Here is a 17,265-nt window from a genome sequence, read left to right on the forward strand (position 1 = left end):
CGTATTTGGGTGGTCGAGTGGGTGTTTCTACCCATGTTCGCGCGTGCCGGATCTGTGAGGCTCAGTCATGCAGTTGCGAGCAGGAGGTCGACCTTGACATCTCACCGAGCGTGCCCGATCGATGAGGGTCGCGAAAGGTATGAGCTACATCTACGACAACCGGGGGTCGGCGATGGATAACGTATGTCGAACCGAAGCCGACGGTCTGCGCGTGACGTGGCGGTTGATCCAGGATCGACTGATCTCGATCATCGCCGTGCACGACGCATCCGATGCCTCGCCGGTTCTCTCGTTCGGCCCCGCCGCCTATCCAGATCTCGTGCAGGCGCGAGAACTGCATCCGGGACTGACCCAGCTGTGGGACGCGGTGCGCCGCGACTTCTGGAACACCCTTATTCCGCCACGTCGGAATAAGACTGTTCAATGGCAACGGTCGTGACGGCTGTTGCGCGCCCCGAAGCCTCCTCGCCGTTCGTCGAAACATCCAACCAGGCAAGTATCGGAACTCGAATCGCCCATCCGCTGCTGCGCGGCACAGTCGGACTCGGGTTGGCTGCCCTGGCGTGGATCGCCGACTGCGATCAGCTCGACCACCTGCTCTTGCTCTGCCGTCTCATCGAACTACCGGCTGCCGCGCTCGTCGCCCCGAGCGGCACTCGACGCTGGACGGTTCGGTTGCGAAACTTCCGCGCCGAATGGTTGTGGCACGACGAACTCGCCGACCCGCGGCAACGACAAGATTCGGCACTGCTGTACTTCCACGGCGGCGGGTACTTCTGCTGCGGCCTGAATACCCATCGACGTCTCGTCGCCAAAATCGGACGTGCCAGCGGGATGCCCGCTTTCAATGTCGACTACCGACAGTTACCCGGCGCGCATTTCACGGAGAGTCTCGATGACGCCGTCGCGTCCTATGAATACCTGCTTGAGCAGGGATTCCAACCCGAGCGGATCATCGTCTCCGGTGACTCGGCCGGCGGCGGGCTCGCCTTCCGGCTGGCGCTGGCGACCAGGGAGCGTGGATTGCCGATGCCCGGTGGTATCTCCGCGATCGCACCCTGGGCCGACTTCGACTCGACGACCCGCAACGCCCACCCCAACCGGCACAGCGATTCCTACATCCCCTCTCGGGGCATCGAACTGATCACGCGGCGCGGCGTTGCCCGCGACGGCGAACTCGACCCGGCATGGTCGCCGGTCAATCACGACTTCACCGGTCTACCACCGGTCCTGATCCAGGTCGGCTCGACCGAATGCCTGCTGCCCGACGCCGAGATGCTGGCGCTACGCTGCGTCGAAGCGGATGTCCCGGTTCAGCTGCAGGTCTGGGATCGCGCGCCGCATGTGCACCACATCGCCTCGGATCTGCTCTCCGATGCCCGAGCCGCGATTCGCGACCTGGGTCGGTTTCACCGCGAGGTGATCGCCGACTCCTGATACACGGTCCACCGAACACTCCCCATGTGTCTCCATCCAGCAATACGGTGCTGTCATGACGAACCCCGAAGAGGCGAGTGCTCGTCGATCGCGCGTGCGGGTCTGGCTCGCACCAGCGGTTGTGGTGTCGTTGCTGATGGCTTTGCTGGCCACCATGTACCTCGCGTATGTGGTCGATCCGGCGAAGCATCTGCACGGCTTCCCGATCGCGCTGGTCGATCAGGACAGCGGGGATGTGATCGGCGGTAAGCCGACCAATGTGGGCAAGCAGATCAGTGATGCGCTGGTGCAGCAGACGCCGAGCGACAAGATCGATCTGCGGGTGCTCGGCATCAACGAGGCGCAGCAGCAACTGAATTCGGGCAATGTGTACGGGGCGATCGTCATTCCGAGCGATTTCACCAAGCGGCTCGGCATTTTCGCCGCCGCCAGCGTGCTGCCCGGTGATGTCACCCAGCCGATCATCACGGTGTACACCAATCCGCGCACCGGGTCGTTCGCACCGCAGGTCGTGCAGACGGTGGCCGGGAACGCACTCACGCAGGCGAATCAGACAGTCGGCAAGCAGCTCACCGAGACCGTGCGGACCCAGCTGCAATCGTCCGGATCGGCGCCGGAATTGGTCGGCCTGAGTCGGCTGATGCTGGCCGAGCCGATCGATGTGGTCGTCACCCCGTTCCATCCACTGCCATCGGGTACGGGCGGCGGTCTGACGGCCTTCTTCTACACCATGATGGTGCTGTTGGCCGGATTCACCGGCGCCATGGTGATCAACGGGATGGTCGATTCATCGCTCGGTTTCGCACCCACCGAATTCGGTCCCTGGTACGTGCACTATCCGCCGACGCCGATTTCCCGATTGGGAACGCTGCTGCTCAAGTGGGGCGTGATCACCGGTACCGCACCGGTAGTGGCCGGGATATTCATGGCGGTCGGGCATTGGCTCGGTATGCCGATCGAGCGGCCGCTGCTGCTGTTCCTCTACAGCACCATGGCGATCATCGCGGTCGGCGTCACGGCACTGTCGATCGTGTCGGCGCTCGGCACCGCTGGTCTGCTGGTCAACCTGATCCTGTTCATCGTGCTCGGCCTGCCATCCTCCGGCGGCACCATCCCGATCGAGGCGATCCCGAAATCCGTTGCCTGGCTTGCCGATTTCGAACCGATGCATCAGGTGTACCTCGGCATCAGGGCCATCCTGTACTTCAATGCCGACGGTTCCGCCGGACTGAGCCGCGCGATCTGGATGACGCTGTTCGGCCTGGTCATCGGACTGCTCCTCGGCGGCGTCGTCACTCGGTACTACGACCGGAAAGAACTGCACCGCGCACCGGCGAGGAGTTGATGTCGGTCAGTACCAGTGGTGTTGCTGCCAGAACGCCCAGGCCCCGTCGGGGCTGCCGTAGCGCTCGTTCATGTAGTCGTAGGTCCAGCGGATTTGGGTGAGCGGGTTGAAGCGCCAGTCGGCGCCGTGGGTTTGCATCTTTTCAGCGGGCAGTGCTTGGCCGAGGCCATAAGCGCCGCTTTCCGGGTTCATGGCGAAGACGTCCCAGCCGCTTTCGTGGGTGATGACGGCGTCGAAGGCTGGGAATTGGTGGAGCGGTACGACGGTCAGGGCCAAGGCTCTGGTGCCCAGCCGGATCAGCGAGAGTGTGAGTCCGGCAGGGGTGGCACCAGTGTCGTATTGGCTGGCCGCGGGCGTGACGGTCTCGTCGGTCTCTTCGACGGACGTAGCGGCGTTGCCGTCGGTCTCTTCGACGGGCGTAGCGGCGTCGCCGTCGGTCTCTTCGACGGACGTCGCAAACAGATCAGTCCGGTCGTTGGTGGCCGTTGCGCTGCTCTCGCTCAGACCATCTGCGGGCGTTGCGGCACCGTTCGGAGCATTGGCGAACGTGACGACGCTGTCGCCCAACCCTTCGGCAACGGCTGGACCGGCACAAACCATTAGTGCACCGACCGCGATGGCGGCCGCGACAACGCGCAGCATCGATTTCGCTCCTTAGATGTGTTTGCCTTCCGTATCGATGGGTGTCATGGGCTCGTGTGGATCAGTTCGTTCGAATGGTCAAACCCGGATTGTCTTGCAGCACAGTGCTGATCGGCTGACCGAGAAGTAGCGGGACGTGGCCGCAGCCGAGATCGAACGGGGAGCTCTCGGTGACGATGGCGCTACTGAGGCCGAGTGCCTTGGTGCCCGCGACGATCGGTCCGCCGCTGTCGCCGCGCTGGCCGCACAGCGCGGCGTAGAACATATTCTCGATCTTGACCGGCTGGTCGCCGTGGCCGGGGACGCCGCGCAAAAGGCCTCGCTGCCCGGCCACCAGCACTGTCCCGCAGGAATATCCGGACGTGAAGCCGGTTTTGCAGACGGCCGCTCCGACAACCGGTTCGGTGGTTCCGTCGATGCGCAGGACATCCGCACCGGCGGCTCGCGACTGTCCAGCATCGCCAGCGGTCACCTTCACGTCGGGCGCCTGCGCCGGTGCATCCATTTTCTGGGTGGACACCAGATTGTTGCGGAAGCGCGGCGCGAACGTCTCGTTGATACGCACGATCGCATAGTCCTTGGGCGCGAACTGGGAGACCGCGAATTCACCGATCTCGGTGCCGAGCTGCCCATTCTTCAATTCGTAAACCCGTTGCGGCTCAGTGGTTTTCGTGGACGGCTCGACAAGATTGTTCGGATCGCAGTGCCCGGCGGTGATATTCACGGTATCGCCGCTCGCGTCGGTGGCGTTGAAGCCGAACGAGCACCTGTGCGCCTTTCCGTCGACCTTCATGCCGAAGGGCTGGCCGCCGATGATGTCACCATCGGCTTCGATACCCGCGATCGCCTGGATGCCGACGGTCGAGTCGTCGGGTCGGGCTTCCGGCAGTACCGCCGTCACCGACTGGATCGGCCCGACATCGGTCGGCAACTGCACGTCATCGGCCAGGCGAACGGCGAAACTGTTGGTCACTACGTCGATGCCGTAACCGACGATCGACTCGACGACGGTGCTGGACTGCCCGGATAACCAACGTTCGAAGGCGATGCGGCGGGCATCGAGGGTGCGTTCACTGTTGGCGACGGTTTCCACCGTGAATCCGGCCTTTTCGGCGACGGATTTCGCATCGGCGGCATGCTCGCCCTCGGTGAAGGAGACGATGGGGCGGTCGTCATTCATCCGGATTCCGGCGAATATGTCCGGGTACCCGGCCCGGGCCTGCTGTGCGAATTCGGCCAGCCGCCGGGCGCTTTCGGCGCGTGCGAGATATTCGTGCGCACTGATGCCGAGGTCGCTTTCGACGGCAGCGATCAGTCCGGGCGGCAGTGGGGCGCTGGCGGGCTGCGGCGCGGCCGCTGCCGGATACGCGATCGAACCCGCCATGGCCAATGCCGCACAGCAGCCGAGCGCCGACCGCCGTCCGCGAATACCCGACACCATCGAGCCGCCTCCTGACTACGCGCCGAATTATTCGATGACGCTATGTCACATGCGTCACAAAACGGACTATTTGGATCCGTAGCGTGTCGGTGTCCGCGCTGGTCAACGGCCGATGCCTACGTCGGACACCTACACCCCGCTATGCCAAGCCGAGTCCGTGCGCAAGGACCGGCCACGATTGCTTCAATTCGTCTTCCCAATAACCCCAAGAGTGCGTGCCCTGATCGAAGTCATAGGTTGCCGGAATATCGAGCGATATCAGTTTCGCCTGCAAATTCTTCATGCAGTAATTGGCGGCTGCCTCGATTGCGCCGCCGAGCAGCACCTGATTCGTCAGTCCGTCGAGGCCGGGTTCGACATGGGCTCCGTTCAGCGTGTCATACTTTCCGGGCAGGCCATTGCCCGACGAAAGATAGAGATCGATGCCGCGCAATTTATCGGCGTTCAGATATGGATCGTTTTCCGTCCATTCAGGCGAACCGACCGGGCCCCACATATTTTCCGAGTTTCCACCGCCCCAAGCGATCACGAGCTTCAGGAACCTGGAACCGATCGGATCGCTTGTCTGCGCGCAGCCGCTATATGCGGCGGCCGCCCGGTAGAGGTCGGGTCTGGCGATGGGCAATGCCAATACCGTTGCGGTGGAAGCGGAAATTCCCGCGATCGCATTGACGCCGTTGGTGCCGAGTGCGGCGTTGATCAGCGGTGGCAATTCCTCGGTCAGGTAGGTCTTCCATTTATTGCGACCGAGTACCGGATCGTCCTCGCGCCAGTCGGTGTAATAACTGAACCTGCCACCGATCGGCTGGACCAGGTTGACATTCTTATCCGCCATGAACTGACGCGCATCGCTCTGTGCCTGCCACGATGCGTCGTCCTGGCCGCCGCCCGCGCCGTTCAGCAGATACAGGGTCGGGCGGGGAACCGAGCCGTCCGCTGGGCGTTGGACCTCCACCGGGAATTCGGCGTCCATCGCCGCAGAATAAACCTGAAGTCGGATATATCGCTCGTCGATGTACTCGACGCCGGTTATACGCGAACCATCCTCCGACGCCGTATCCGTGGAAATCGCTGTGGACGTGGTGGCCTGGTCGGCAAATGCCGAGGGCGCACCTAGCGCCGTGCCGACAAGCATCCCCGCCAACGCGATGCCGACTACCGATCTGGATACTCCTCCGATTTCACCCCTGTTCATACCCAAGCTTTTAGCATCGAGGTTCCGTCCGGTGCTGCACCGACACGTCGTCGACAGGTTCGAATCCAGGTACGGCCGCGGTGTACCGGCGTTAATATGTCAAGCGCGCCACATCGCCCGGATGGCTGGTTGTGTGCGTGGCATTGGGAAGCACCACATCTGTGTCGGTGCCGCATCAAGAGTCGGCGACGCGGACCCGCGTGACCCGCTCTTCCACGAGTGGTCGGGGACCCGGTGGCTGGAGAAATGCCATGACCCAAACAATGAGTTCAGACTTCCGAGCACTGCGATCCGCGATGGGCGGGCCGGTATTCTCTCCTGCCGACGCGGGTTATGACCACGCCCGCTCCATCTGGAACGGGGCCATCGACCGGCGGCCCGCGGTGATCGCGCAGTGCCTGTCCCCCGAGGATGTGGCCGCGGCCTTGGCTTTCGCGAGGGAGCACGATCTCGAGGTGGCCGTGCGCGGCGGTGCCCACGCCTACAGTGGCACGGCGGTCTGCGACGGCGGCATCATGATCAATCTCGGCGTGATGAACACCGTGGTGGTGGATCCGGCGACCAGTAGTGCCCGGGTCGGCGGCGGCGCGACCATGGCGGATATGGATGCGGCGACCCAGGTGTTCGGACTGGCCGTGCCCGGCGGGGTGATCAGTGATACCGGCGTCGGCGGTCTCACCCTCGGTGGTGGCATGGGTTGGCTGACCCGGGTAGCCGGGCTCTCGATCGACAATCTCATCTCGGCGCAGGTCGTACTTGCCGACAGCCGCATCGTGCGGGCGTCCGACAGCGAGAATTCGGACCTGTTCTGGGCGCTGCGCGGTGGTGGTGGAAACTTCGGCGTCGTCACCGAATTCGAATATCGGGCGCATCAGATCGGGCCGGAAGTGCACGTCGGGATCTTCTTCTGGCCGCTGACGGATGGGCTAGCGGCACTACGGCTGGTTCGTGAGTTCATCCCGACGATGCCGCCAAGGTCGGGCGTGCTGGTCGGCGTCGGGCTATCGGCGCCGCCGCAGCCTTTCGTGCCGGATCAGTACCACTTCGTGCCGGGCCATGCCCTTATCGTCGCCGGTTACGGCACCGCAGAAGAACACGCCGAAATGGTGGCGCCGATCCGCGATGCGCTCACCCCGCTCTTCGAATTCATTACCCCGATGCCCTTTACCGGATTGCAGTCGATGCTCGACGGGGCGGCGCCGTGGGGGATCCACGGGTATGAGAAGGCGCTCGATCTCGACGACTTCTCCGATGAAGTGATCGCGGTGCTGGCCGAGCAGGCCGGGAAGAAGACATCGCCGCTGTCGTTCATGCCGATCTTCGCGCTCGACGGCGCCTTCACCGCTGTCGGCGAGGAGGACACCGCTTTCGGCGGCGCGCGCTCGGCGCACTACGTCTGCAATATCGAAGCCGCCGCCCCGGACGCCGAGATATTGGCCGCCGACCGGGCGTGGGTGCGCTCGACCTGGGAAGCGCTGTGCCCCTTCGCCTCCAACCAGGGCGGGTACGTCAACTTCATGGCGGAGGCGGGTGAGGACCGTGTTCGCGCGTCTTATGGACCAGCCAAATACGCGAAACTGGCCGACATCAAGACCGAATACGACCCAGGGAACGTCTTCCACCGCAACGCCAATATCAAGCCGGGCTGATCAGGCGGCGAGTTTGGCCCGGGGTGCTCGGGCAATTACCGGTGATGTCACCGCTGCTGACCGGTGGCCTTCGGGGTCAACGAGAAGGGAGCCCGACGATGGGATTTGCCGAGCAACAGCAGGACGTCCCCGGTGTGCAGACGCTGATGGAACCGGTGCCGGACTGCGGTGAACGCAGTTATCGCGGCAGCGGCAAGTTGACCGGGAAGGCGGCGGTCATCACCGGCGCGGACAGCGGCATCGGCCGGGCGGTGGCGATCGCATTCGCCCGCGAAGGCGCCGATGTGGTGATTTCGTACCTCAACGAGCACGACGACGCGCGCGAGGTCGCCGACTTCGTCCGGGAGGCAGGACGCCGCGTCGTCACGATCGCGGGAGACGTATCCGAGCCCGAACACTGCCGCGCGGTGATCGATGCCGCGGTCGCGGAATTCGGGAAGGTGGATGTCCTGGTGAGCAACGCCGCCTATCAGATGACCCACCAGACCGTGGAGGAGGTCAGCGATGAGGAATTCGACTACACCTTCCGCGTGAATGTGAACGCCTACTTCGCCCTGGTGAAGGCCGCATTGCCGCATATGGCACCGGGATCGTCGATCATCGGTAGTTCCTCGGTGAATTCCGATATGCCCTCGCCGACGCTCGCGCCCTACGCCGCGACCAAGGCCGCCATCGCGAATCTGTCGGCTAGTCTCGCACAGCTGTTGGGCCCCAAGGGAATTCGGGTCAACAGCGTGGCGCCGGGCCCGATCTGGACCCCGTTGATCCCGTCCACGATGCCGCCGGAGAAGGTGGCGCACTTCGGTGACGACACTCCACTCGGCCGGGCCGGACAACCCGCCGAGCTCGCCCCGACCTATGTGCTGCTCGCCAGCGACGACGGAAGCTACATCTCCGGAGCACGCGTCGCGGTCACCGGCGGTCGTCCGATTCTGTGAGCTCGCTGCGGGCCGCAGCAGTTTTGAACCGCGGTTGTTCGGAGGCGGGATCCCACCCGGCGCGGGTCAATTCGGTTGCGGCGCAGTCATGTTCGTTGCCGGAGGAGAATTTTCTGCTGGGGCCGGGCGCCGTTGACCAGCCCCAGCAGCGGGTCAGCCCGCGGCGGCCGTGCGGGGATCGGCGCGCTGGACCACGTCGGCGAGTAGGGCGTTGAAGCGGTCGGCGGCCTCGATATTGCCGAGGTGGCCGGTGGGCCAGACCTGGTAGTCGGCGAGATGGCCTGCTTCGGACAGGGCCGCGACGATCGGGCGCGACATGCGCTCGGGCAGCAGGTGATCCTCGGCGCCCGCGATGACGGTGGTCGGCACCGTCAGGTGCTTCGCGGCATCGCCCAGGTCCAGGCCGGCGAGGGCGGCGGCGTGCAGGCCGCGGGTGAGCGGACGACACGAGCGCACGATGCCGAGCGCGAAGTCCACCTCGTCGCGGGTGGCGGGCTTGGACATCACCCGGGCCTTGAAGACCGCGCTGACCGGCCAGCCGCCCGGCAGCGGAATCGGCGCGGCGAGTGCGGTTTCCGCGATGACGAGCGGGACACGGACGCTGGCTCCGAGGACTGTCAGCGGTCGATTGGCCACCATGAGCGGCTTGTTGAACAGCGGAAGCAGATCGGTTTCGTAGCGGATATCGCTGGCCGCGGTATTGGCCATGATGACGGCGGCGGCGCGTCGAGTGACCTGTTCCGGATAGCGAGATGCCCACGCCTGCAAGGTGATTCCGCCCATGCTGTGTCCGACGAGGACGGCGCGCTTGCCGAGCGGGACGGCGGCCTCGAGCACGGCTTCGAGGTCGTCGGCCAATGTCTGCGCGCCGGGGCCGGTGCTGCCGAGGGTGCTCTCGCCGTGGCCGCGCTGATCGTAGGCGAGCACGCGGTAGCGGTCGGCGAAGGCGTTGATCTGCGGGTTCCAGTACTCGATGCAGCAGCTCCAGCCGTGGATCAAGACGATGACATCGCCGTCGGCGGGACCGTAGGCATGAACCCTGAGCTTCGCCCCGTCCCGGGTGCTGACCGGGATGATCTCGGGTGTGGCGGCGGGCTTGTTGAGCGACGCGGTCCGGTATGTCCGGGACCGGAGTCCGGCACGGTAGGCGGCGGTCAACGGTTCGTCTCCGCGCACTTCAGCCAGCGTCCTCATCGACTTGACCAGCATTTGAGCACTCCTTTGTGTCAGCCGCCACAGTACAGTGCAAGCTGAGTGCTTGCTACTGCTAGCGCTCCCAGTGACGGTAATCCTGGCTCTATCGGGTGGATACCCGAAATTAGGTCGGCCAATAGTCCTTCATGAAGAAACACGAGCACGAGCCGCTTCTTCTTGGATATCGCCCGCGCCTGAGCCGCCCGTTACCACGGCTGCCCACCCGTTAGCCCCCACTTCCCTGCCTCGCCCGCAATCGCGGTCCGACCCCGAAATCGCGCACTGGTTCTCGCGGTCGGGCCGGGTTCTCGGCGTCCACATCCGAGCGGAGCGTGCAGCTCTACGCGCTTGCCCGTGGTTCCCCAATGGTGCGAAGCGCGCGGCGGTCGGAGATCAGCTGGGCGCGAGGAAGTCGGCGATATCTTCCGGCATGACCAGGCAGACCTGGTCGTCCGGGTGGAAATCGCCGGGGACGTCGCGGCGGTTGGGAGCGCGGACGAAAACGACCACAGACGATCCGTCTCCGGAATCTATTTCGACCGCGACCGAGCCGGAGAAATCGTTGTCCTGGGGTGCGTACCAGTGGCCCACATGCCCGAATTCGAGCTTGCGAGCCGCGCTGCCCCCGAAACCGTCGAGCCGGGTAACACCAGCGGCGTCCACGCCGCGAAATTCTACTCTAGCTGCGGAAACGTCGGACGGAATCGATCATGTCGGTGGCTGCTGGTGGCGGCGGCCGGGCGGTCGCGGCTACCGTTGATCGTTGTGGAGATGAGGCACCCGGCACCGGTCGCGCCCCAGGCGCATCCGGACCCGGCACCGCAGACCGAACCGGCCGCGGAGCCGAGGCGCACCGGGCTGCGCGCCATGGGGTGGCCGCTGGTTGCCGCGGGCGTCGGCGTCGGAGCCGCGCTGCTGCTGCATTTCCGCGATCCGCACGGCGAGGGTTCCTACGGAATCTGTCCGGTCTACGCGCTGACGGGGTGGTATTGCCCGGGCTGCGGCGGCATGCGCGGCATGCACAATCTGACCGACGGCCGAATTCTCGATGCGATACACAGCAATCTGCTCGTGCTGCCGCTGGTGCTGGCCTTCGTGCTGTGGATCGGCGACTGGTCGATCCGGGCCTGGCGCGGTGAGCGAATGCGACTACCCGGGCTGAGCCGCACCACGATGTGGGTGTTCTTCGCGCTGCTCATCGGCTATTCGGTGCTGCGAAATACACCGTGGGGGACCTGGCTCACGCCGGTCTAGCCGATTTTCAGGCAGGCTTCGTATATGAGTGATTCGCTGAAGGAACGCGTGCGGGCGAAACTATTGCGCCAGCTCGCCGAGGATGGCATGCCCGACTCGGAACAGGATGATCCGCGCCTGATCTCGGTCGAGTCCGATCTCGATACGCTGAACAGCGTCACCGATGACGACCCGTTGGTGGAGGAACTGGCCGCGCGCTACTTGGTCTTCTGACGGCGCCTCAGCGCGATTTCGTGTCGACCTGCCCGCCGGAGGGCGGCAGTTGCGGCAGCGGCTCACTGAGCAGCCACGCATCCCAGAGCGGCCGCAGCGGCACCAGGCTGTAGTGGCCAGCCAGATCGGTGAATTCCTCCGTGGTGACCGAGCCGTGCCGGTAGCGGATCGTCCACTCGCGCAGCAGATCCCAGAAGGCGAGTTCGCCGAGTTCCAGGCGCAGCGTATGCAGGGTGAGCGCGCCGCGTTTGTACACGCGGTCGTCGAACATACGTCGCGGGCCGGGGTTGCCGATGATGATGTCCTGTGGTTCACGGGACAGGTTGTGTCGGGCGGCCCGGGCCATTTGGTCCGCGGTGGGCCCGCCCGCGGCTTCGGACCAGATCCATTCGGCGTAACAGGCGAAGCCTTCGTGTAGCCAGATGTCACGCCACTGCCAGATGGTGAGGCTGTTGCCGAACCACTGGTGTGCGAGTTCGTGTGCGACAAGGCGTTCCGCGCCGCGGCGGCCGTCGCAATGGTTGGCGCCGAAGATGGAGATGCCCTGCGCCTCGATGGGGATTTCCAGTTCGTCATCGGTGACCACGACCGTGTACCCCTCGAATGGGTACGGGCCGAACTTCTCGGTAAAGAGTTCCATCATCTGCGGTTGACGCTGGAAGTCGTGGTCGAAGTTGGCGCGCAGCCGGGACGGGATGACGGCCTGCATCGGCACCGAACCGCGCGGGGCATCGATGCGGTGCTTGCGGTACGGTCCGATCTGGATGGTCGCCAAGTAGCTCGACATCGGTTCAGGCTGGTCGTATACCCAGGTGGTCTGACTGGCCTTGGTCTGCTTGCGCACCAAGGTGCCGTTGGCGAGCGCGTAGTACGGGGTGTCGGTGGTGATCGAAATCCGGTAGCTGGCTTTGGAACTCGGGTGGTCGTCACAGGGGAACCAGGACGCGGCGCCATTGGGCTGACTTGCGACCAGCGCGCCCTCGGTCAGTTCCTCCCAGCCCACCTCGCCCCACGGCCCGCGCACCGGCTTCGGCAGCCCGGCGTATTGGATGACCAGCTCGAGCACCCCGCCCGCCGGGATGCGGTGCTGCGGCGTGATGACGAGCTTGCCGTGCTGGTGCGAGTATTTCGCGGCCTTGGTGCCGTTGACGAGCACCTTGGACACGGTGAGCGACTGGGACAGGTCGAGTGCGAAACGGTCACGGACGGCCTCGGTCACCGCGATGATCCGAGCTCGGCCTGCCATGCGATTACTGGCGACCTTATACGTGATCTCGAGTTCGTACCGCGATACCCGGTAGCCCCAATTCCCGTTCTGCGGTAGGTATTCGTCGACGGGCTCCTCGTAGTACTTACCCGCCATCAGGAGGTTGCTCCGGCCTCGCTAAGGTTCGGCGCCTCACTCGACCACGGCGCGATCGGATTGCCCCACCAGCGGGTGGACGGCGGCACGGTGTCACCGCGCATGACCAGCGAGGCGGGGCCGATGGTCGCGCCCGCGCCGATGCTGGCGGCGGGCAGGGCGACGCAGTGCGGTCCGAGGGTGGCGCCCGCTTCGAGGGTCACGGTGTCCATGGCCATGATTCGATCGTGGAAGAGGTGGGTCTGTACCACGCAGCCGCGTTCCACGGTCGCGCCGTCACCGAGTGTCACCAGGTCCGCCTCCGGTAGCCAATAGGACTCGCACCATACCCCGCGGCCGATCTTCGCGCCGAGTGCACGAAGCCACAGATTCAGTACGGGGGTACCGGTCGCGGCGCGCGCGAACCACGGCGCGGCTACGGTTTCGACGAAGGTGTCGGCGACCTCGTTGCGCCACACGAACGAACTCCACAGCGGATGCTCCTCGGCGCGAATTCGCCCGACCAGCAACCACTTCGCGGCGACCGCACTCGCCCCCGCGATCGCGCCGGCGGCCATCAGCACCAGACCGCAGAGCAGTCCGGCGACCAGGTAGCCGGCCGATTCCGCGATCCAGGCCAGCGTGAACAGCACGCCGAGGCCGATGGCGAAGGTCACGAGTACCGGGAGGAGTCGGCAGGTCTCCACGATGCCGCGGAACACCTTCAGCCGCAGCGGCGGATCGAAGGTGCGTTCGGTATCGCCGGTTTCGGAGGCGCGGCGCAGTCGCACCGGTGGGCTGCCCAGCCAGGAAGAACCGGCCTTGGCCTTGGACGGCGCCGCCGAAAGCACCGCGACCAGACCGTTTTTCGGCACCCGTCGACCGGGTGCGGTCATACCGGAATTGCCCAGGAAGGCGCGCTTGCCTACCTTCGCATCGCCGATGTGCAGCCAGCCGCCGCCGAGTTCGTAGCTGGCGATCATGGTGTCGTCGGCGAGGAACGCGCCGTCGGCGACCGTGGTGAATTTCGGCAGCAGCAGCACCGTGGACGCCTCGACGCTCTTGCCGACCTTCGCGCCGAGCAGGCGCAGCCATGGTGGGGTCAACAGGCTGGCGTAGAGCGGGAACAGGAAGGTGCGCGCCGAATCCAGCAGCCGCTCGGTGGCCCACGCCTGCCAGCCGACCCGGCTGCGAACGGGATGATGGCCCTCGGTGAGTCCGATGCTGAGCAGCCGGACCGCGATAACCGTGGCCACCGTGTATACGGCCAGGCTGAGCAGCGTTGCGACGGGCAGGATGGCGAAGCCCTCGCCGAGCGCGCCAGCGAGTGTGCGGGCGTCGCGGATGAACCAAGCGATGAACGCCCCGCCCGCGCCGAGACCGAGAATGGGCATGGCCGCCAATGCCATCGAGGTCACGCCGAAGATCGCGACCCAACGCGCGGCCCGCGCGGGCGTGTGATCCGGCCAACGATGCTGGGCCTTACCGACTTTCGTGGCAGGTGAACCGGCCCAACCCTGCTCGGCCTTCACCTTGCCCGATACCGACGATCCGGCCGCGACCTCGGCGTTCTTACCGATTTTGCTGCCGGGCAACAGGATCGAGCGCGCGCCGACCACCGCGCCCGCACCGATACTGATCGGGCCGATATGCACCACATCGCCATCGATCCAGTAGCCGGACAGATCGACCTCGGGCTCAACGCTGCAGCCGTCGCCGAGTTCGAGCATGCCGGTCACCGGCGGCAGGGTGTGCAGGTCGACACCCGTTCCGATCTTCGCGCCGAGTGCCCGCGCGAACGGCACCATCCACGGTGCACCGGAAAGACTTTCGGCCCCACTCGCCTCCGAGAGCCGGACCGCCGCCCACAGTCGCAAATGCTCCGGGCCGCCGCGTGCGTAACTACCGGGCCGCACGCCGCGCAGCAGGATCCGAGCGCCGGTCGCGCAGATCACCATGCGGCCGGGCGGTGAGATGAAGATCAGGAAGGCGGCCAGCGTCCACCACCAGGACAGCTGCGGCAGCCAGGGCAGCGAGCCGGACCAGCCCGCGATATTGCCGACGATCGCCAACCAGGTGAGCCATTGCAGTCCGGTGAGTGTGGTGAGCGGGATGGTGGCCAGCACCTGGGTCCATTGGGCGCGCAGCGGCGTCGGTCGCACGATGCGTTCGTCGACGGCGGCGCTCGGCGCGGTCTCGTCGAGCAGTTCGGCCAGTGCGCCGAGGCGTGGATGGTCGTAGAGGTCGGCGACGGTGATGCGTGGATAACGTTGGCGCAGTGCGGTGACCAGTTGCGCCGCCGACAGTGAGCCGCCGCCGAGATCGAAGAAATCGGTATCCGGGCCGGTGATCTCGGCGCCGAGAATCGAATCCCACAGTCCGGCAACCCATTGCTCGGTTTCGCTGAGATCGCCGGTCGCGGTTTCGGAGGTGCTCGGCAGCGGCCATGGCAGTGCGTCGCGGTCGACCTTGCCCGACGTGCGGGTGGGCAAATCGGCGACGATGGCCAGCCGGGGGACCAGCGGGGCCGGAAGTTGTTCGGCCAGTTGAGCTCTGGCGGCCTTCAGGTCGAAATCGGGTGCCGTGCCGGTCAGGTAGCCGACCAGGACCTTATTGCCCGCCTTCGTGGTTCGGATCGCGGCCGCGGCACCGGTGACGCCGGGTAGGTGCTGTAGGGCATTGTCGAGCTCGCCGAGTTCGATGCGGCGGCCGCCGAGTTTGATCTGATCGTCGGCGCGGCCGAGGAAAACCAGGCCCGCACTGTCCTTGCGCACCAGATCGCCGCTGCGGTAGGCGCGGTCCCAGCCGAGTGACGGTAGCGGAGCGTATTTTTCGGCGTCCTTGATCGGGTCGAGGTAGCGGGCCAGGCCGACACCGCCGATCACCAGTTCACCGGATTCGCCCTCGTCAACCGGATTTCCGGCGGCGTCGACGACGGCCAGATCCCAGCCGTCCAGGGGGAGACCGATCCGGACCGGGAAGCCGCCGTCCAGCAGCGCCGCACAGGCGACCACCGTTGCCTCGGTGGGGCCGTAGGTATTCCAGACCTCGCGTTCTGTCTCTGATTCGCGGCGTTCGCGGTGCCCTACGCGGTCACGCTCCGCTACCTCCTCCGGGCCCGTCGCTCGCGCCGCGGGGCTTCCGGCAAGGCGTTCGGCGAGTTCGGGCGGCACCGCCTCGCCGCCGAAGATCAGCAGCCGGACCGGCTCGAGCGCCTCGGCGGGCCAGGTCGCGGCAAGTGTCGGCACCGTTGAGACGATGCTGATTTCGTGCCGGACCAGCCAGGGACCGAGATCCGCGCCGGTGCGGACCAGGGCGCGCGGTGCGGGAACCAGGCAGGCGCCGTTGCGCCAGGCCAGCCACATTTCCTCGCACGAGGCGTCGAAGGCGACCGAGAGTCCGGCGAGCACCCGGTCGTCCGGGCCGATCGGGGCATCCGGAAGGAACAGCCGCGCTTCCGCGTCGACGAAGGCGGCGGCATTGCGGTGGCTGACGGCGACGCCCTTCGGGGTTCCGGTGGATCCGGAGGTGAAGATGATCCAGGCGTCGTCGTCGGGAGTGGGGCGAAGGGGCGAGTCGTCTGAGGACTCGGGCCGTTCGACGGCGGTCGGCTCGACGCCTGCCGGGGTCACGATCGCGGTGACGCGAGCCTCACCGAAGACGAGTCGGGCACGCTCCTCCGGATCGTCGGCGTCCACCGGAACATAAGCCGCACCGGCAAAAAGAATGGCCAGAATAGTGACGTAAAGCTCATGTGTGCCGGACGGCATGCGCACGCCGACGCGGTCGCCGGGGCGCACACCCGCCGCGGTCAAGCGCACTACTCCGGCGTCGATCTCGGCCAGCAATTCGGTGTAGCTGAGCACCACGCGACCGTCATCGATCGCGGGGGCCTCCGGGTGGGCTTCGGCGGTGCTGTTCAGGATGTCGACAAGGGTCCTGGCCTGTGGTGCGAGTGCACCGCGCAGCAAGGGATCGGGTGTGCGGAGCCCGTTCGTCGGGTCCGTGCCCGCCGCGGTGTCGACCTGCGGCCGCAGCATCACGTCCTGCCCACCTCTCATAGACCTGCCTAGCGCTTTCTCGTTGTTGTTTCACAGCAGGGTTACCAGTGGGCAAACACCACGGGTGACCAACTGTCTACGGTACCTGTGCGGTATGCCTCAGACCTCTTCGCCGAGCGCCTTCAACGCCAGGCGGTGCAGGGTGCGCCGCTCGTCCTCGTCGAGGCGGTGCAGCACCCGCTCGGCGGCCTTTTCGATGAGTTCGTCGGTCTTGCGGCGCTCGGCGCGACCGGACCGGGTGATGGACAGCCGGTACTTGCGCCGGTCCGTCGAATCGCGCGTGCGGATGACGAATCCCGCCTCCTCTAGTCCGTCGATCAGCCGGACCACCTCGCTGCGGTCGATGCCGAGTGCGGTGGAGACCTGCTGCTGGGACAGGTCGTCGAACTCTTCCAGACAGACCAGCACCCAGTGTTCGCGCAATGAGGTGCCCATTTCGGCGTGCACGGCCTTGTGCAGCTTGCCGAGCGCGTACGTCGGGAAGCGGAGCAGGCCGCGGGGGTGAATGTGGGCGGGCATTCGGTAATTGTATCTATTGTTGATAGACCAGATTG

General features: G+C 65.7%; 15 protein-coding genes. 7 read left to right on the forward strand and 8 right to left on the reverse strand.

What is annotated here, in order from left to right; genetic code table 11:
- Nucleotides 1–121 precede the first annotated feature (121 nt).
- Genes ACQP1T_RS02395 through ACQP1T_RS02405 form a run of 3 tightly spaced genes read left to right on the forward strand, consistent with a single transcriptional unit; the run spans nt 122 to nt 2,782 of the window.
- Complete coding sequence (locus ACQP1T_RS02395; protein WP_433758316.1) at nt 122–439, forward strand: hypothetical protein; 318 nt, start codon at nt 122–124, stop codon at nt 437–439.
- The gene (locus tag ACQP1T_RS02400) at nt 424–1,437 is read left to right on the forward strand and encodes an alpha/beta hydrolase (protein WP_433758317.1); all 1,014 of its coding nucleotides are present in this window, start codon (nt 424–426) and stop codon (nt 1,435–1,437) included. The genes ACQP1T_RS02395 and ACQP1T_RS02400 overlap by 16 nt, the downstream gene beginning before the upstream one ends.
- 55 nt (nt 1,438–1,492) lie before the next feature.
- Nucleotides 1,493–2,782 carry a YhgE/Pip domain-containing protein gene (locus ACQP1T_RS02405; protein ID WP_433758318.1) on the forward strand — a complete coding sequence of 430 codons (1,290 nt, stop codon included), beginning with the start codon at nt 1,493–1,495 and terminating at the stop codon, nt 2,780–2,782.
- Nucleotides 2,783–2,788: 6 nt separating this feature from the next.
- Here the strand turns inward: ACQP1T_RS02405 and ACQP1T_RS02410 are convergent, their stop codons facing one another.
- From ACQP1T_RS02410 to ACQP1T_RS02420, 3 genes are all read right to left on the reverse strand, one after another.
- A complete protein-coding gene (locus ACQP1T_RS02410) occupies nt 2,789–3,424 on the reverse strand; it encodes a transglycosylase SLT domain-containing protein (RefSeq protein WP_433758319.1) in 636 nt (211 codons plus the stop codon).
- A gap of 61 nt (nt 3,425–3,485) precedes the next feature.
- Nucleotides 3,486–4,865: a S1 family peptidase gene (locus ACQP1T_RS02415; protein ID WP_433758320.1), complete on the reverse strand. Its 1,380-nt coding sequence runs from the start codon at nt 4,863–4,865 to the stop codon at nt 3,486–3,488.
- A gap of 139 nt (nt 4,866–5,004) precedes the next feature.
- Nucleotides 5,005–6,000, reverse strand: coding sequence for an alpha/beta hydrolase (locus tag ACQP1T_RS02420; protein ID WP_433758321.1), 996 nt, complete (start codon nt 5,998–6,000; stop codon nt 5,005–5,007).
- 323 nt (nt 6,001–6,323) lie between these two features.
- Between ACQP1T_RS02420 and ACQP1T_RS02425 the strand changes: the two genes are divergently transcribed.
- Nucleotides 6,324–7,709 (forward strand): FAD-binding oxidoreductase, encoded by a 1,386-nt coding sequence (locus ACQP1T_RS02425; protein ID WP_433758322.1) that lies wholly within the window; start codon nt 6,324–6,326, stop codon nt 7,707–7,709.
- A 98-nt stretch (nt 7,710–7,807) separates the two neighbouring features.
- A complete protein-coding gene (locus ACQP1T_RS02430; RefSeq protein WP_433758323.1) occupies nt 7,808–8,647 on the forward strand; it encodes a glucose 1-dehydrogenase in 840 nt (279 codons plus the stop codon).
- A gap of 153 nt (nt 8,648–8,800) precedes the next feature.
- Here the strand turns inward: ACQP1T_RS02430 and ACQP1T_RS02435 are convergent, their stop codons facing one another.
- Together ACQP1T_RS02435 and ACQP1T_RS02440 are read right to left on the reverse strand one after the other, a co-directional pair.
- Nucleotides 8,801–9,856, reverse strand: a complete 1,056-nt coding sequence (locus tag ACQP1T_RS02435) for an alpha/beta fold hydrolase (protein ID WP_433758324.1) — start codon at nt 9,854–9,856, stop codon at nt 8,801–8,803.
- 378 nt (nt 9,857–10,234) lie between these two features.
- Nucleotides 10,235–10,504 carry a hypothetical protein gene (locus tag ACQP1T_RS02440; RefSeq protein WP_433758325.1) on the reverse strand — a complete coding sequence of 90 codons (270 nt, stop codon included), beginning with the start codon at nt 10,502–10,504 and terminating at the stop codon, nt 10,235–10,237.
- 108 nt (nt 10,505–10,612) lie between these two features.
- Here ACQP1T_RS02440 and ACQP1T_RS02445 point away from each other — a divergent pair, with 108 nt between their 5' ends.
- Together ACQP1T_RS02445 and ACQP1T_RS02450 are read left to right on the forward strand one after the other, a co-directional pair.
- Nucleotides 10,613–11,095 (forward strand): DUF2752 domain-containing protein, encoded by a 483-nt coding sequence (locus ACQP1T_RS02445; RefSeq protein ID WP_433758326.1) that lies wholly within the window; start codon nt 10,613–10,615, stop codon nt 11,093–11,095.
- Between the two features lie 24 nt (nt 11,096–11,119).
- Nucleotides 11,120–11,308 (forward strand): hypothetical protein, encoded by a 189-nt coding sequence (locus tag ACQP1T_RS02450; RefSeq protein ID WP_433758327.1) that lies wholly within the window; start codon nt 11,120–11,122, stop codon nt 11,306–11,308.
- A 7-nt stretch (nt 11,309–11,315) separates the two neighbouring features.
- Here the strand turns inward: ACQP1T_RS02450 and ACQP1T_RS02455 are convergent, their stop codons facing one another.
- The 3 genes from ACQP1T_RS02455 to ACQP1T_RS02465 all read right to left on the reverse strand — a co-directional run bounded on the left by ACQP1T_RS02455 (nt 11,316) and on the right by ACQP1T_RS02465 (nt 17,230).
- Entirely contained in the window at nt 11,316–12,671 is a 1,356-nt protein-coding gene (locus tag ACQP1T_RS02455; protein WP_433758329.1) for a M1 family metallopeptidase, read from the reverse strand.
- Nucleotides 12,671–16,690, reverse strand: coding sequence for a Pls/PosA family non-ribosomal peptide synthetase (locus ACQP1T_RS02460; RefSeq protein ID WP_433761934.1), 4,020 nt, complete (start codon nt 16,688–16,690; stop codon nt 12,671–12,673). The genes ACQP1T_RS02455 and ACQP1T_RS02460 overlap by 1 nt, the downstream gene beginning before the upstream one ends.
- 120 nt (nt 16,691–16,810) lie before the next feature.
- Nucleotides 16,811–17,230 carry a MarR family winged helix-turn-helix transcriptional regulator gene (locus ACQP1T_RS02465; RefSeq protein WP_433758330.1) on the reverse strand — a complete coding sequence of 140 codons (420 nt, stop codon included), beginning with the start codon at nt 17,228–17,230 and terminating at the stop codon, nt 16,811–16,813.
- Nucleotides 17,231–17,265 lie beyond the last annotated feature (35 nt).

It is taken from the genome of Nocardia sp. CA-135398, assembly GCF_050955845.1.
GTDB lineage: Bacteria > Actinomycetota > Actinomycetes > Mycobacteriales > Mycobacteriaceae > Nocardia.

What these genes read in the sequence shown, in the direction of transcription:
- ACQP1T_RS02395 (WP_433758316.1), top strand. Translation starts at nt 122, where the DNA reads ATGAGGGTCGCGAAAGGTATGAGCTACATCTACGACAACCGGGGGTCG.
- ACQP1T_RS02400 (WP_433758317.1), top strand. Translation starts at nt 424, where the DNA reads ATGGCAACGGTCGTGACGGCTGTTGCGCGCCCCGAAGCCTCCTCGCCG.
- ACQP1T_RS02405 (WP_433758318.1), top strand. Translation starts at nt 1,493, where the DNA reads ATGACGAACCCCGAAGAGGCGAGTGCTCGTCGATCGCGCGTGCGGGTC.
- ACQP1T_RS02410 (WP_433758319.1), bottom strand. Translation starts at nt 3,424, where the DNA reads ATGCTGCGCGTTGTCGCGGCCGCCATCGCGGTCGGTGCACTAATGGTT.
- ACQP1T_RS02415 (WP_433758320.1), bottom strand. Translation starts at nt 4,865, where the DNA reads ATGGTGTCGGGTATTCGCGGACGGCGGTCGGCGCTCGGCTGCTGTGCG.
- ACQP1T_RS02420 (WP_433758321.1), bottom strand. Translation starts at nt 6,000, where the DNA reads ATGCTTGTCGGCACGGCGCTAGGTGCGCCCTCGGCATTTGCCGACCAG.
- ACQP1T_RS02425 (WP_433758322.1), top strand. Translation starts at nt 6,324, where the DNA reads ATGAGTTCAGACTTCCGAGCACTGCGATCCGCGATGGGCGGGCCGGTA.
- ACQP1T_RS02430 (WP_433758323.1), top strand. Translation starts at nt 7,808, where the DNA reads ATGGGATTTGCCGAGCAACAGCAGGACGTCCCCGGTGTGCAGACGCTG.
- ACQP1T_RS02435 (WP_433758324.1), bottom strand. Translation starts at nt 9,856, where the DNA reads ATGCTGGTCAAGTCGATGAGGACGCTGGCTGAAGTGCGCGGAGACGAA.
- ACQP1T_RS02445 (WP_433758326.1), top strand. Translation starts at nt 10,613, where the DNA reads ATGAGGCACCCGGCACCGGTCGCGCCCCAGGCGCATCCGGACCCGGCA.
- ACQP1T_RS02450 (WP_433758327.1), top strand. Translation starts at nt 11,120, where the DNA reads ATGAGTGATTCGCTGAAGGAACGCGTGCGGGCGAAACTATTGCGCCAG.
- ACQP1T_RS02455 (WP_433758329.1), bottom strand. Translation starts at nt 12,671, where the DNA reads ATGGCGGGTAAGTACTACGAGGAGCCCGTCGACGAATACCTACCGCAG.
- ACQP1T_RS02460 (WP_433761934.1), bottom strand. Translation starts at nt 16,690, where the DNA reads ATGCTGCGGCCGCAGGTCGACACCGCGGCGGGCACGGACCCGACGAAC.
- ACQP1T_RS02465 (WP_433758330.1), bottom strand. Translation starts at nt 17,230, where the DNA reads ATGCCCGCCCACATTCACCCCCGCGGCCTGCTCCGCTTCCCGACGTAC.